Raw genomic sequence first — 14,934 nt, 5'->3', positions numbered from 1 at the left:
ACTCTGCGGTGCAACTGCCAGCCCATACCCTGTGCTCCTCGGCGCATTCAGAAGGGGAGATTCGCAGACGCAGGCCATCGCTGCGCTCGGCCTGTTTGGGGGCCGAGCGCAGCGATGGCCCGTTGGTATTCGGCTGTTGGCATGTTCGCATTCCCCTTTTGCATGCGCCTGGGGCGTGGCGTTTGCGGGGTGGCGCTGGCACCGCAGAGTGCCAGTGCATCGTCAACTAGCTTGCCGCGTCTGTCCGAACGGAGCGCTTTCAGCGCGTAGAGAGTTTCGCGGCACACCCCGCAAACGCCACGACACAGGTTGCCCTTCGCTACGCGAAGGGTCGCAAGCAGCAGGGGCGCCTTTGCTTTGGTTACTTTCATTTGGCGCCAAATGAAAGTGACTGCGCCGCCGGGCGCACATCCCGGCCAGCTGCCCTACGCAGTAGTAAACAAAACCAATAAACAAGCACAACGGCCAGCCAACAAAACTCAGCAACGCCGCAGGCATATGCAAAGGCACAGCCTTAAAAACAAAAAACCGGGGCCAAAGCCCCGGTCCTCACTCACATCAACCAGACAGCAACGCAGAGTGGCCCGCGCTGCTGCCCAGCGGATTTAACGCTTGCGCATATGCAAGCCAGCACCGGCCATCATCAGCATCGCCAGCAGCATCAGCGCAATCCGGCTATCCACAGGCACAGGCACGGGAGCAACGGACTCTATACGCGTGAGACTGTTGGTCAGCGCCACAGGCATATCCGTGCCAGCACCCACCGTCACGGTGGTCTGGTCAAACTCAGGATCTGCCCAGCGATAACCGACAGGCGCGTCTGGCGTGGTCTGCGTGATCGTGCACTGGGCACCGGCTTGCACGCCAGTGATCATGGCCATCGCACCAGGTGGCGCGCTCAGGGTTGCGCTGTGCACGGTACCAGCCGTTGGCAGGTCACAGGTGGCAGTCAGCACAAAGCTGAATGGGCCGGTGATGCCGTCAGGCAGAGTCGTGGTGGCGTTCACCTGGATGTTGCCTTCCAGGCCCTTGAGTGCGTTGGTCACACCCACAGCCACGGCACCGGTGGCAGGCACCACCACAGGGGCGGGCACCGAAGGGGCAGCCCAGCTGTAGTTGGCCGGGGCGGCCGGCAACGGCTGGTCTTCGGCCACCGAGCAGTTGGCGCCGGCGGGCACGTTGGCAATGGTCACCTTGCTGTTGGTCGGGTAGTCGGCCAAGGTAGCGGTGTAGGTGGTACCGGCAGCGGGCAGGTCGCAGGTGGCGGTAAAGCCAAAGTTGAAGGGGCCCGTCACACCGCTGGGCAGCGCCAGGGTCTTGGTCACTTCAATGCCGGCTTGTCCGCGCACCAGCGTGCTGGCCATCGTCGTCGCCACATCGCTGTTGGCCACCACGGTCACCGTCGCATTGGCAGGCGCAGGGCCCCAGGTGAAGTTGGTGGGGGCCGTGGGCGCTGGGCCTTCGGCCACCACGCACTGCGCACCGGCAGGCACGTTGGCGATCGTGGTCGAGGTCGCGCCCGGGTAGCTCAAGCTGGCAGGGAACACGGTGCCAGCGGTCGGCAGATCGCAGGTGGCCGTGTACGTGAAGTTGAACGGACCGTTCACGCCCTGTGGCAGGGTCAGCGTCTTGTTGATGGTGATCGTGCCGAACTGCTGAACCAGCGTATTCGTCACACCGACCGACGCCACACCGCTGGCAGGCACCGTCACCGGCGCTGGCACGCTAGGGGCGCCCCACTGGTAGCCATTCGGCGCCGCAGGCAGCGGAGCATTCTCGGTCACCGCGCAGCTGGCACCCGATGGGATACCGGGGATCGTCACCCGCGTGTTGGCCGGGTAGTTAGCCAAGGTAGCGCTGAAGACCGAGCCGGGCGTAGGCAGGTTGCAGGTGGCGGTAAAGCCAAAGCTGAAGGGGCCGGTCACACCGTCTGGCAGGGCCAGGGTCTTGGTCACTTCAATACCGGCAAGCACACGCACCAGGGTGCTGGCCATCGTCACCGGGGCCGTTGCGTTCAAAGGCACGGTCACGTTGGCGTTGGCAGCCGCTGGGCCCCAGGTGTAGTTCGCAGGGGCTGCTGGCAGGGGGCCTTCAGCCACCACGCACTGCGCACCAGCGGGCACACCGGCAATCGTGGTCGACGTTGCGGTCGGGTAGGTCAGGCTCGCAGGGAACACCGAGCCGGCCGTGGGCAGGTCGCAGGTCGCCGTGTAGGTGAACGTGAACGGACCAGGAGCATCACCAGGCAAGGCCAGATCCTTGGTGATCGTGATGCCGCCCAGCAGCGGGTTCAGCGCATTGGTCACCGTCACGGCCGCATTGCTGCTGGCAGGAATCACCACCGCAGCCGGGGTCGTCGGCGCTGCCCATTCGTACAAGGCCGGGGCCGCAGGCAGCGTGTCTTCGGTCACCGTGCAGGTGGCGCCAGCAGGCAGGCCTTCAATCGCGACCGAGGTTGCGCCGGGGTAGCCCACCAAGGTGGCAGGGTAGGTGAAGCCCGCCGTTGGCAGGTCGCAGGTGGCGGTAAAGCCAAAGTCAAACGGACCGGTGCCAGGCGGCACGACCAGCGCCTTGTTGATCGTCAGCGCACCCACTTCATGCTCGGCAAAGCGGTAGTCAATGGCGGTAGCGCCGGTGGCCACCACAATGCCGCTGATGCTGCGGCCCACGGGCGTGCCCGATGCGGCGCCGTTGACCGTGCCGGCCGTCGAGCCCACATTGCGCAACGTCGCAGCCGGCGTGATGCTCAGGGTCCACGATCCGCTGGCCAGGCCGGGGAAGTTGGCTTGGCCATCGACTGTAGCGCCAGGCGCAAAGCTGTAGACGCCGGAGGCGTTGGTCACCGCGGTATGGGTCTCACCGGCCACGCAGGCGGGGCCTGCATCGCAAGTCAGGGTCGCCGTCACACCGGCAATACCGGCTTCACCGGCATCCGGCGTGTTGTTCATGTTCGCATCGAGGAACACGCTACCCGTCAGGCTGGCCGCTGCCTGGCCGCTCAGCTGCACCGAGCCGCTGGCCGTCAGCACCAGGCCGCCGGGGGTCTGTTCGCGGCCAAACACATCGTTGAACAGCTGGGTCGTCGGCGACAGGGGCGACACCGTGCGCATCTGCAGATTCGCAATACCGCTATAGCCGGGGTTCAGCACCGAGCTGGTGGTAAAGCGCAAGGCCGTTACACCCGCGGGGAACGCTGCGCCCGCCGTGTAGGGCTGCCATGCCACTCCGGTGGCAGCGTCTTCGTTACCCAGCGTGCGGACTGCTGCTTGCACGGTCGCTGCAGGGGTCGTTGTGTACTCCACAGCAATCGTGCCTTGGCCAGCACCACCCATGGCCGCATCCACGCTCAGCATTTGCAGCGCGCCCAGGCCGGTGGTCCCACGCAGGTCACCGTCAAAAGGCAGTACATCGACCATGCGCAACTGGCCCTTGGTCAGGCTCGTCGCGTTGCCAAAGGAGATCGCATAGGTAAAGGGCTCACCGGCAGTAATGCGGGTCACCGGGTTGGCTGGGTCGGTGTTATCGACGGTGCCGCCTGCGACCAGCGATTTGCTCATCTGGAAGCCGGCTACGCCGGAGACTGTGGTGCTGGCTACTTCGCGGCGGTCTTGCGACACAGCACCTGCCCGGATGTTCGGCACCCCAGTGTAATCGGCAAAGCTCAAGTCATTGGTGGCCGAGATCAAGCTGCTCAACGGATAGGCGCCGACCGGCGAGATAAAGGCCGCCTGGGCTTGGAAGGTAATGGGCGGATAGGTGGTTACATGGCCTTGGTGCGGGGCGGGTCCTACGGCGCCGCCGGGAGCAGCCAAGTCACCCAGGCGTACCACCAGCTTGGCAGGTGCCTCGCCAGTGTCGCCGGTACCGGGCAGACCATCAGGGCCCAGGTTCGCAGCAGTCAACTCATAGGTCGCGCCAGGTGGCAGACCTGCAGCAATCGAGCTGGCAACCGGCTGGATATAGGTGTTGGGGAAGTCAATTACATACTCCACATTGCGCGAGACAGCATCAATCCCTGCAGCAGCGGCGCCAACAGTGCGCGGAATCACCGTAACCGGGAAGATGGCGCCTGGCGCCACGCTGGTAGGCATCTCAATACTATGTCGCACTAGGGCTGATGCAGCTTGTACATACCCGCCTCCGGTTTCACCTGAAGTGGCTCCATTGCCTGGGTAGTTGGCATACACCCGACCCGAACTGTTTGTGAAGTACTGGCGGAACCAAGGCAGCGGCGCGTTATCGGCTAGTGCCAGCGATACCGCATTAGTAGTGCGCTGCAAAGGCAAAATTAGCCCAACAGTTTGACCAGGCAGTACGTCAGGGCGATAGCCATAGCGGACGCTGGTGATGGTATTCGCAGGCAGCGAAGCGTAATCACTCGTCCACAATGGGTTATTGTCTCCCGCCACACCACAGTTGGCTGCACGACGTGCGTTGTCATCTGCGTAGGGCTGCGCTGAGTATTCAATAACCATATCGGACGGAGCAACATCCGGTGCCAACAAATTGTTTGGTATGTAAAACAGGGGAGTCGTTCCCAGTTTCAAAGAAGCCGCTGCGCGCAGTTCCATCAATGCCGGGTCCCACGCCACACAAGACTGAGAATCTGTGGCAGCTTCCTCAGAGAAAGCTTGATTAGCAAGCCCCATCAATGCCAAGAAAGGCTGACCAGGCAATACCTTCTCGAAACCTTGAGTAAACCCATGCCCATCGTTGTACAAGTAATTGCTAGCATCGGAAATTGCCCCACCGCTAATCTGCAGTTGCACAGGTACTGCTCGGTTGATGGCGGCATTAAGGCAACTCTGCGTGGCATTTAAGTTGACATTAGGTGCACAAAGAAAACCAGGTTCGTAGCCAGACGCAGGTGTGGCATTTGGCTGACCTGAGAGACCTTGCGGCGCAAAGTCTGTCAACTGCGCAGTAATGCGGCTCACTTGGCCAGAAGGAAAATTGGGAACCTCAGGTACCCCGATTTGCACGATAGCAGCGACCGTCTGCCGCCAAGTGGTACTGAACCCTGCAAAAGGGGCAGCATCAAGATAATGCGTAGTCGGAGCATTAAATCGTACCGTGATATCGCCACCAGGAGCAGCTTGGGTACAGGTTAGAGATGCCGTTGGGCAATTGGTGACCACGGCACCCGGTTGTACTTTGATGGTCACTGCAACAGGATTTTGCAACGCTTCGAACCCTTTGAAATTACCACTTGCTGGTAAATCCGAGCCAAAAGCGATGTAGACCGGCATGAGGCGCTGCCACACACCGGATCCTGGGGATGTTTCTGCGCGCAAAATGGTGTTATCCACTCGGACTCGCGTATCCGTCTTCGGCGTAGCCGACACCGTCACCGGCCCCGAAGTCGCCGACGAGCCACCCGAAGCCGCGGTCATCGTCACCGCAGCGCCATTGCCCACCGCACCGACCCAGCTCAGCACCTGGAACGATTCCACGCCAGCACTGCCTGGCGCGCGGTCACAGGTCAGCACGGTACGGGCCGCATTCAGCGAACCGCCATTGGTGCCATTACACACGGTAGCGGCAGTAGCGGTGGGATCCCAGCGCATGCCAGCCGGCAAGGTCGCAGTGATCGTGCTGCTGTCGGTGTTCGACGCGTTGTAGTTGATGGTGTACAGAACGGTGTCTTGCGTACGCACAACGCCGTTCAGCGGGCCACTGTCATTGCCGGGGTTGTTGTCGGCATCAAAGGGGCCCGTGCCATCGGCACTGACGACCACGCTGGTGATGCTGATGGCGGCATGGGCGGGGGCCGCAAACGCACAAAAGCCGGCCAGGGCCAGCAGTGTTTTACCCAGTGCGCCCCGTAGCGGCGCCCCCTCCCTGGCGGCGCTGCGGGACGGGTGCGCGTGCGCCCCCGGCCACAGCAGATTGATGCGATTTTTTATCATCACAACTCCATTCATTGAAAATATTAATATTTAAGAATTCTAATGGCTGCTGCGATGAAAGTAGCATCTGTCACAACAAACGGCGTAAAAACCACCTTTTCTACATTGGTTTAGAAAAATTGACATTTGTGCAGCAGACGTGCACCAAACCAGGGTTTACCCAGGCGTCGCGAGACCCATCGTGGCGGGCGCTGCCACCCCCTTGAAACATCCGAATTTGCCCGCCAGTATTCGCTGGAGTGCTAGCGCTTATGGCGCAGAAAGCGGTTTTTGAACCGCGCTACCTGGGTTGAAGATTGACTGAAAATCAATGGGTATAGCATTTATGCGTATTTTGTAACGAATAGTTTATGTACGCATCCAACCACGACGATTTCAGCGGGATGAATCAAAAAGTAACTTCCCAGCCTGCTCTGAAAAATTCCTGTATTAGCAAGGGGATACGATTTTCCTCTCACTGCTAATTTATGATGAAACGGCAATCATTTCTGACTCATTACTCGTTAAATGAATGTGCTTATTCACATACTTCTGTTTGTTAATTTCTGAAAACCAAACCCTGCAGTCTGGTCGGGCAATACGGGGCTTTTTCAGCGGATAAAGGGCTGAATCGCTGCGTCCTGGCAGCCCGCCCATATTGCTGCTGCCGGGCCTATGGCGGCGGGGATAACGGCAGTGCGCTGCATGGGGGCCGCACCGCGCTGCGCCGAGGGCAAAAGGCGTGCCCGCACGGGCACCGGGCCATGCCGGTACGGCGCCACAACAGCTGAAAAAGGGCTGGCGGCGGCAGAATGCGGCCACCCAGGCCGGCCACCGGTTGGGGTGGAACCAACGCATTGAATAGACGTTAATGATTGGTTTAATTGTTTTCTTAGTAGATCGCTATAATTTGCGCAGTCATGCCTGGCGGCAGCGCACGCTGTAGCGCGCTGCACGGTAGGCATGCTTCGTGCCGCTTGCCGCGCGGGGTTGGGCAGATGCCTTCCCGCACGGCGCTCCGGCTCCCCCCATCACCATGGGCAGGCGTGCCCCTCCTGGTCTGAGCCCACGCCGCCTGCCCGCACTGCAGCGCCGCTGCGCCTTGCCGCCATGCTCCCCAGCCCGGCAAGCCGGCCTGCAGTGCACGCCCTCCCGCACCGCTGCCATGTACCTGCTGATCATTGCTGTCGTCGTACTGATGCTGAAAATCTATGACATTCCACCGGTTGATAGCTGGTTGTGGATGGAGGTGCTGCTGCCCTCTTTCATGGCGCTGCTGTGGAAGCTATGGGCCGACTGGTCCGGCTACACGCGCAGGCGCCTGCGGGCGCGCCACGCCCGCAGGCGGTCGGCCCGCTATGTCCAGGACAAAGGCCTTTGCAAGATCAACGCCACACCCCGGCCGCCCAGCCGGTAGGAACTGCCCACACGGCCCGGCCAACCCGCCCACCCGGGCACTGGTTTGCCGAGGAGACAAGACGGGAGGCCCCAGTGCCCCCGTCCCCTGCGTGTGTGGCCTTCGCGCCCGCCGGCCGCATCCGTTGACAGGTAGCGGCCACTTCCCCCCACGCACTATAAGAAACAAGTACCTATGCTCACGTTGATTGGTTTAGCCATTATTGTTGTCATCGTCGCCTTGCTGCTGACCGAGAAAGTCTCGCCCGTCATCAGCATGGTGCTGGTTCCGCTGGTCGGCGCGCTGGTCGCCGGCTTCAGCACCACCGAGATCAACGCCTTCTACCGCCATGGCATCGGCTCGGTGGTGCAGGTGGTGACGATGTTCATCTTCGCCATTTTGTTTTTTGGCGTGATGAACGATGTGGGCCTGTTCGACCCGCTGATCCGCGCGATGGTACGCATCACGCGCGGCAATGTGATTGCGGTGGCCGTCGGCACGGTGCTGATCTCGGCGATCGCCCAGCTCGACGGGGCTGGCGCATCGACCTTTTTGCTGGTGGTGCCGCCGCTGCTGCCGCTGTACCAGCGGCTCAAGATGAGCCCTTACCTGCTGTTTTTGCTGCTGGCCGCGAGTGCAGGCATTGTCAACATGCTGCCCTGGGGTGGCCCGTTGGGCCGTGTGGCGACGGTGCTGGAGATGGATGCCGTCGTGCTGTGGCGCGATCTGATCGTGGTGCAGGCCATGGGCCTGGCGATGCTGCTGGCATTGGCGGTGTTCCTGGGTCTGCGTGAGCAGCGCCGCATTCGCCTGCAGGCGCGCCGCGCAGCGCAGGCAGTGCAAGCGGTTGATGGCGCGGCCGATGCGGCGATGAACGCGGATGTGCAGACCACGGCGCCCACACTGCTGGATGCGCAGGCTCCCGCACAGCCGGCACCTGCACAGCCCGCAGCAGTGGCAGCCGCCCCGGCGGCAGCGGTGGCCCCTGCGCCGCTGGCCGATCTGGCTGCAGCGCTGCAGCCGCATGCGGCCACCGAGCTGGCGATACAGGAAGCAGCGGCCAGAACGGCCGACGACGCGCGCAAGCTGCTGCTGCGCCCCCGGCTGCGCTGGGTCAACGCGCTGGTGTTTTTGCTGACCCTGGCGGTGCTGGTGATGGGCGTGTTCCCGCCGGGCTATACCTTCATGATTGCGCTGTGCGTGGCACTGGTGATCAACTACCCCCAGCCCAAGGTGCAGATCGAGCGCATCAATGCCCATGCGGGTGGCGCGATCATGATGGCCAGCATCATCCTGGCAGCGGGCACCTTCCTGGGCATCCTCAAGGAGTCGGGCATGCTCAACAGCATTGCGCTGGCACTGGTCCATGTGCTGCCTGAGGTGCTGCTGCCCTATGTGCATCTGGTCATTGGCGCCATCGGCATTCCGTTGGAGCTGGTGCTGAGCACCGATGCCTATTACTTTGCGCTGTTCCCGGTCGTCGAGCAGATCACCTCGCAGGCTGGCGTGCCACCGACCTCTGCCGCCTACGCCATGGTCATCGGCAGCATTGTGGGCACCTTTGTCTCGCCGTTCTCACCGGCGCTGTGGATGGGGCTGGGCCTGGCCAAGCTGTCGATGGGCCAGCATATCCGCTACTCGTTCTTCTGGGTCTGGGGGGTGTCGCTATCGCTGCTGGCAGCGACCTGGTTCCTGGGCATCATCTGAACGCGCAGTGCGGGCAGCCTTGGCAGGCGGCCCGCAACTGGCACAAGCACGGAGCCCGAGGGCGCCGTTGCCGTTGCTGTGCCTGCCGGGGCGGTGGGGCCGCGGTGGGGGCGCGAGGCGCCTGCTCAGCGGCGCAGCATGCGCGCTGCCGCTGCCAGCGCGGGTGCATCGTCTGCAGCGGCCGGGCGCTCCTGCAGCGACAGCCGGAAGTCGCGGGCATAGCCAAAGCTGGGCGCCGGATGGCGCGCCGCAAACCAGAACGTCGTCGCTGACGCGATCTGCGGGGTGCAGTACCAATAGGCATGGCCGTCACCGTCCATTGCCCACCAGCGTGCGTTGGCGGGGGCCTGGTTCCAATCAATTGCTGAAAATTTCATCACAGAGCTCATATAGAAAAAAGTGTCGTGTCCAACGCCGCTGCAGCACCGGACACTGCGGGGGCAGACGGGCCTGCGCCTTATCGCCAGTGAGCGATGCAGCCATGGGCATGCGGAGGGAAGGAAGCGGCAACGCAGGCCCCGCGCGCGGCGGCGGCCGGGGCATACAGGCACCGGGTTGACCAGGCGCGCTGTTGCCTGCAACGGCGGCCCTGGGGCGCCGGCATCCCGGGTGCCTGCAACCCCCAGGTGAGGCGGCAGCCTAGCCGCCGGGCGCAGCGCTTGAGTGCACACGCCCCTTGCCAAACGCCCGTTCTTTGCCAGGCACCTGCACCAGGTTGCCGGCCGCCTGCGCGGGGGGCGTGACCACCCCAAAAAAGCAGAACGAATGATATATCACACCTATCAATAATAATAGTTAATTAATTTAACAAATGTTATGCCTTTGGGCGCTTGCGCCCTATGCCGCTGCGGAACCGCACCCGAATCAGCGCCTCCTAAGCTGTTGTAAACCGGTGAAAACCCCATCCACAAAGGCTTTCCAGGCGACAAGTCAGTACCCGTTTCGCGCTGCAGCATTGCGCTACGGGCCTCACAGGAACGGTGAATTCTCTTCAATTCCTTACTTTTTAGTAAAAACTGCATGACATAGGAATTTACAATTGGATGATTTAACGCTATTTGAAAAAATGAATTCATCATGACGCACGTATTTCAGCCGCAGAGATCGGCACCCATCCCCACCCTGCGGCAGCTGAGCTGTTTCAAGCAAGCTGCCGAGCACCCTACTTTTACCCAGGCCGCACAGGCGCTGGACATGAGCCAACCGGCTTTCTCGTCCGCGATCCGCGAGCTGGAAATCACCCTCGGGGCCACGTTGTTTGACCGCAGCATGCGGCGCGTGCGGCTGACGCCTGCCGGCGAATCGGTACGCGCCCAGGTCAGCTGGATGATCGCCACCTTTGACCAGGGCATGGAAGACATGCACCAGCGCCTGCAGCGCCAAAGCCAGCTGATTCGCGTGCACTGCATTCCATCGGCCTCGCAGTGGATCGCACCGCGCATGGGGCGCTTTCAGCAGCGCCACCCGCAGGTGCAGTTCGAGCTCGATGACATGCACAGCGACACCTTGGCCGAGTCGATCACGCAAGGAGATGCCGACATCGCCATCGGCCTGCACTTCGACACGCCGCTGCACATCGATTCGCGCCTGATCACGACCGACGAGATGATGGTGGTGGTATCGCAGCGGCACCCGCTCGCCCGCCTGCCCAAGCTGTACTGGAAGGACCTGAAAGACCAGTCACTGGTGGTGCTGCGCCGGGGCAATACCTACGACATGGTGGCCTCGGCGCTCAAGGAGCAAGGGGTGGAGATCAACGGCCCGCAGAACCTGTCGTCGATCGAGTCGCTGTATGCCGTGGTGCACAGCGATCTGAAGGTGGGCGTGATCTCCAGCATGAGCCGGCAGGCGCACCAGGACCCGCAGCTGTGCTACCTGCCGGTGAGCCGCCCGCACCTGGCCAGAAAGATCTGCCTGATGAAGCATGGCCGGCGTGCCGATACGCCGCTGCTGGTGCAGACCTTCTGGGACATGCTCTGCGACGAGCTGTGAGCGTGCCCGGCGGTGCCAGCACCCCACGAAGCCGACCCCAGCAATGTGCGCTTATCAGCGCCCTCCAGCACCTTCCGATACCGCCAGCCTACCCGCCAGCCAACGCCACAACGATGGACGGGCTCAAGCCCTAGTCCGCATAACCCTGAGGCCAGCGTGTTCGCCGATCACAGCAAGCCTCCCAGTTCTTGCCCCGGGCCGTGTGGCCAATGCCGGGGTTGAAGCTGTTGCTGGGATCCAGTTCCCGATAAAAATCAGCCAGCGCAGGCTTGGCCACATAGAGGTGGCCCACGTTATGTTCTGCCGGGTACTCGGCCCGGCGCGCATCGAGCAGCGCCCACATGCGGTGCTCCATCGCCAGCGGATCGACGCCTTTTTTGACGATGTAATCCTGGTGGAACACATGGCAGAAGAAATGGCCGTAGTAGAGCTTGTGCACCATGTCGGCCTCGACGTCGGCCGGTAGCTGCTCCACCCAGTCGCGGTCATTGCGGCGCAGCGCCACATCGAGCGCCACGATGTCTTCCACCTCGGCGCGGTGCACTTCGCGGTAGCGAATGGCAGCACCCGCAATCGCAAAGCGGTGCAAAAACGCCTTGCGGCCCTCGTCCGCATCACACTCAAACCAGCCGCCGCTGGCGCTGCCGCTGAAATGCTCCGTAAGGAACGCGCGCGTGGCATCGGCCGTGTCGGTGGACACGCGCAGCAGCAGGTGGTGCGCATAGCGCTCGCGCCACTGGCGCATGCGCGGCGGCAAGTGGCTGGGCAGCAGGTTGGTCAAGGCCTGGATGATGCGGTCGCTGGCGCCGCGCAGGCCCAGCCGTTCAAAAAAGCCATCGACCCGGCTTTTGAGCGCAAAGGCGGCCGGCACGCGGGCCGTGCCAAAGCGGTCGATCAGCAAGAAGGTGTCCTTGCCGTATTTCTCGCCAATGTCGTAGGCGGTGCGGTGGATGTACTCGCCGGCAATGGGCAGCTCCGGCAAGGCGGTGAGCAGATGGCGGCGCACGGTGGTCAGGTCATCGGCCGCATTGCTGCCGATGTAGAAGACGGTGCTGGGCACCTTGGGAAAGGTGTCGAGCCGCACCGCAAACAGGCAGAGCTTGCCGGCCGAGCCCGAGGCCTCGAACAGGCGCGAGGGATCGGCATTGAAGCGCGCGGGCGAGTCCTGGTCTACATCGCGCACGGCGGCGGCATAGCGCGGGTCGGATGCGGCGCGCTGCGCATCGTGCGCAATGTCGGCCTCGCGGTAGTCGCCGCTTTGCAGCCGGGTCAGGATCTCTTGCGGCGTGGCGCCCAGCGCAATGCCCAGGTGGTTGACCAGCACCAGCCGGCCATCGGCCTGCACCTGGGCGTAGAGCGCCAGCTCGGTATAGGCCGGGCCGCGTCGCACCAGGGCACCGCCGGAGTTGTTGCAGATACCGCCCAGCACCGAGGCACCGATGCAGGACGAGCCGATGACCGAATGCGGCTCGCGCCCCAGGGGCGCCAGCACCTGCTCCAACTTGTCCAACGTCGCCCCGGGCAGGCAGACGACCTGGGCACCGCCGGCAATCACCTGCACCCCGGTGATGCGCAAGGTGTTGATCAGCACGATCTCGCGGTCATAGCCGCTGCCGTCGGGCGTCGATCCGCCTGTCAAGCCGGTGTTAGCCGCCTGCATGATGACGATGCGGTCTGCGGCCACGGCCGCCTCCAGCACCTGCCACTGCTCCCAAAGGCTGCCAGGGCGCACCACCGCCAGCACCGGGCCTTCCCCGGTGCGGTGGCCTTTGCGAAAGCGGCGCGTGGCCTGGTCGCCGGTCAGCACATGGGCAGGGCCCACGGCGGCACGCAGCTGGGCGAGCAGTGCATCGCGCGAGACGGGGGTGGTGGTGGCGGTAGCGGCGGTCATGGGGTCTGGACGGTGACGGGGTTCAGGGGCGCACCAGCAGATCGCCGTTGATGTCGGCCACCTTGGCCACGCTGGTCAGGGTCATCGCGACGCGCATTTCCTTTTCCATCAGCTCCAGCAGGTGCTTGACGCCGGCCTGGCCCGAAGTGGCCAGCGCATAGATAAAGGCGCGGCCGAGCAAGGTGGCATCGGCGCCCAGCGCGATGGCACGCACGATATCGAGGCCGTTGCGGATGCCCGAGTCCGCCAGGATCTTGATCTGGCCCTTGACCGCATCGGCGATGGCCGGCAGCGCGCGCGCCGATGACAGCACGCCATCGAGCTGGCGGCCGCCATGGTTGCTGACCACAATGCCATCGGCGCCAAAGCGCACAGCATCCTTGGCATCTTCCGGATCGAGGATGCCCTTGATGACCATCGGGCCCTTCCAGAAGTCACGGATCCATTCCAGGTCCTTCCAGGAGATCGATGGATCAAAATTGCTGCCCAGCCAGCCGATGTAGTCGGCCAGGCCCGTGGGGCTGCCCCGGTAGGCGGAGATATTGCCCAGGTCATGCGGGCGGCCATTCAGCCCCACATCCCAGGACCAGGCCGGGTGCGTGACCGACTGCCAGTAGCGGCGCATCGCGGCGTTGGGGCCGCTCATGCCAGAATGCGCATCGCGGTAGCGTGCGCCGGGCACGGGCATGTCGACCGTGAACACCAGGGTGGAGCAGCCAGCGGCCTGCGCGCGCTCCAGCGCATTCTTCATAAAGCCCCGGTCCTTGAGCACATAGAGCTGGAACCACATCGGCCGGCCCAGGCCGGGTGCCACCTCTTCAATCGGGCAGACCGAGACGGTGGACAGGGTGAAGGGAATGCCATGGGCGGCGGCGGCGCGCGAGGCCTGCACCTCGCCCCGGCGCGCAAACATGCCCAGCAGGCCGACGGGCGCGAGGATGGCGGGGATGGAGAGCTTTTCGCCAAACAGCTCGGTGCTGGTGTCGAGCTGGCTCATGTCCTTGAGCACGCGCTGGCGCAGGGCCACATCGGCATAGTCGGCAACATTGCGCTTGAGCGTTTGCTCGGCATAGGCGCCGCCATCGATGTAGTGGAACAGAAACGGCGGCAGGCGCTTTTGCGCGGCGGCGCGGTAATCGGATGCGGAAGAGATGATCATGCTGGCTCTCTCAGGGCTGGGTGTTTGTCTCGGCTGTTGTCTCGGGCAGTGGTTTGGCGCAGCGCAGGCTATCGCGCAGCGGGCAGGCTGGGCATCAGCTCGGCGGGCAGGCGCATCGAGCGCTCGCGGCGCGCGCGCTCTTCGTCCATTTGCTGGATGGTGTGGCGCACATGCTCCAGGTGCTCGCCAATACAGGCGCGGGCGCGCTGCGGGTCGCCCTCCAGAATCGCCTGCATCAGGCTTTGGTGCTGCACGGTGAGCTGCTGCAGGGTGACGGGGGCGCTCAGGCGGAACATGTCGTGGCGGTTGCGCTCCACGGTGGAGAGCACGACGGTGAACAGGCTTTGCATGACCTGCACCAGCACCAGGTTGTGCGAGGCCTCGGCAATCGCCAGGTGGAACTGCGCATCGGCGCGCGCGGCCAGCTCGGCATGGCCGCTTTGCTGGTGGTCGATCATCACGTCAAAGCAGCGCTGGATGCGCTCCTTGTCTTGCGCGGTGGCGCGCTGCGCAGCCAGCCAGGCGGTGCTGCTCTCCAGCGCATGGCGGGTCTCCAGCACGTCATAGCGGTAGTTGGGGTCCGACTCGATCAGGCCGGCCAGCGGGCCCATGGCCTCCTGCAGCCAATCGGCCGATGGCACCGTCTGCACATAGGTGCCATCGCCGCGCCGGGCCGACAGCACCCCCTGGCTGATGAGCTTTTGCAGCGCTTCGCGCACTGACGTGCGCGACACCCCCAGCTCCAGCGCCAGCTGCCGCTCGGCCGGCAGGCGCTGGCCCGGCTGCAGCCCGCGGGCCTGCACCAGGGCAAGCAGTTTTTCGACGACATGGTCAGCGAGGCGCATGGGGTGAGCTTTCAGGTGTTGGTTGCCTAGAGTCGCTAAAGCAGCCCAGCAAACCG

10 protein-coding genes are annotated in these 14,934 nt (G+C 63.4%); 4 read left to right on the top strand and 6 right to left on the bottom strand.

The window, feature by feature from the left end; all coding sequences use genetic code 11:
* Positions 1 to 605 precede the first annotated feature (605 nt).
* Complete coding sequence (locus ACHWUQ_RS08315; RefSeq protein ID WP_394680863.1) at positions 606 to 4,091, bottom strand: DUF5979 domain-containing protein; 3,486 nt, start codon at positions 4,089 to 4,091, stop codon at positions 606 to 608.
* A 1,204-nt stretch (positions 4,092 to 5,295) separates the two neighbouring features.
* Between ACHWUQ_RS08315 and ACHWUQ_RS08310 the strand changes: the two genes are divergently transcribed.
* From ACHWUQ_RS08310 to ACHWUQ_RS08300, 3 genes are all read left to right on the top strand, one after another.
* Positions 5,296 to 5,622 carry a hypothetical protein gene (locus ACHWUQ_RS08310; protein WP_394680862.1) on the top strand — a complete coding sequence of 109 codons (327 nt, stop codon included), beginning with the start codon at positions 5,296 to 5,298 and terminating at the stop codon, positions 5,620 to 5,622.
* 1,431 nt (positions 5,623 to 7,053) lie between these two features.
* Positions 7,054 to 7,305, top strand: a complete 252-nt coding sequence (locus tag ACHWUQ_RS08305; RefSeq protein WP_312414857.1) for a TIGR04438 family Trp-rich protein — start codon at positions 7,054 to 7,056, stop codon at positions 7,303 to 7,305.
* A 174-nt stretch (positions 7,306 to 7,479) separates the two neighbouring features.
* Positions 7,480 to 8,991 (top strand): CitMHS family transporter, encoded by a 1,512-nt coding sequence (locus ACHWUQ_RS08300; protein ID WP_394680861.1) that lies wholly within the window; start codon positions 7,480 to 7,482, stop codon positions 8,989 to 8,991.
* 125 nt (positions 8,992 to 9,116) lie between these two features.
* On the opposite strand, the gene ACHWUQ_RS08295 is transcribed toward ACHWUQ_RS08300, so the two are convergent.
* Together ACHWUQ_RS08295 and ACHWUQ_RS08290 are read right to left on the bottom strand one after the other, a co-directional pair.
* Entirely contained in the window at positions 9,117 to 9,368 is a 252-nt protein-coding gene (locus ACHWUQ_RS08295) for a hypothetical protein (RefSeq protein ID WP_239809947.1), read from the bottom strand.
* 405 nt (positions 9,369 to 9,773) lie between these two features.
* Positions 9,774 to 10,067 carry a hypothetical protein gene (locus ACHWUQ_RS08290; protein WP_394680860.1) on the bottom strand — a complete coding sequence of 98 codons (294 nt, stop codon included), beginning with the start codon at positions 10,065 to 10,067 and terminating at the stop codon, positions 9,774 to 9,776.
* A gap of 1 nt (position 10,068) precedes the next feature.
* Between ACHWUQ_RS08290 and ACHWUQ_RS08285 the strand changes: the two genes are divergently transcribed.
* Positions 10,069 to 10,983 carry a LysR family transcriptional regulator gene (locus tag ACHWUQ_RS08285; RefSeq protein WP_239809948.1) on the top strand — a complete coding sequence of 305 codons (915 nt, stop codon included), beginning with the start codon at positions 10,069 to 10,071 and terminating at the stop codon, positions 10,981 to 10,983.
* A 130-nt stretch (positions 10,984 to 11,113) separates the two neighbouring features.
* Here ACHWUQ_RS08285 and dld read toward each other — a convergent pair whose 3' ends face one another.
* The 3 genes from dld to lldR form a co-directional block, all read right to left on the bottom strand.
* Positions 11,114 to 12,874 carry a D-lactate dehydrogenase gene (dld, locus tag ACHWUQ_RS08280; protein ID WP_394680859.1) on the bottom strand — a complete coding sequence of 587 codons (1,761 nt, stop codon included), beginning with the start codon at positions 12,872 to 12,874 and terminating at the stop codon, positions 11,114 to 11,116.
* A gap of 22 nt (positions 12,875 to 12,896) precedes the next feature.
* The gene (lldD, locus tag ACHWUQ_RS08275; protein WP_239809950.1) at positions 12,897 to 14,033 is read right to left on the bottom strand and encodes an FMN-dependent L-lactate dehydrogenase LldD; all 1,137 of its coding nucleotides are present in this window, start codon (positions 14,031 to 14,033) and stop codon (positions 12,897 to 12,899) included.
* Between the two features lie 68 nt (positions 14,034 to 14,101).
* The gene (gene lldR / locus ACHWUQ_RS08270) at positions 14,102 to 14,878 is read right to left on the bottom strand and encodes a transcriptional regulator LldR (protein ID WP_239809951.1); all 777 of its coding nucleotides are present in this window, start codon (positions 14,876 to 14,878) and stop codon (positions 14,102 to 14,104) included.
* Positions 14,879 to 14,934 lie beyond the last annotated feature (56 nt).

The organism is uncultured Comamonas sp. (assembly GCF_964277875.1).
GTDB classification, from domain to species: Bacteria; Pseudomonadota; Gammaproteobacteria; order Burkholderiales; family Burkholderiaceae_C; genus Comamonas; species Comamonas sediminis.
This window is presented reverse-complemented; position numbering and strand designations above follow the sequence as displayed.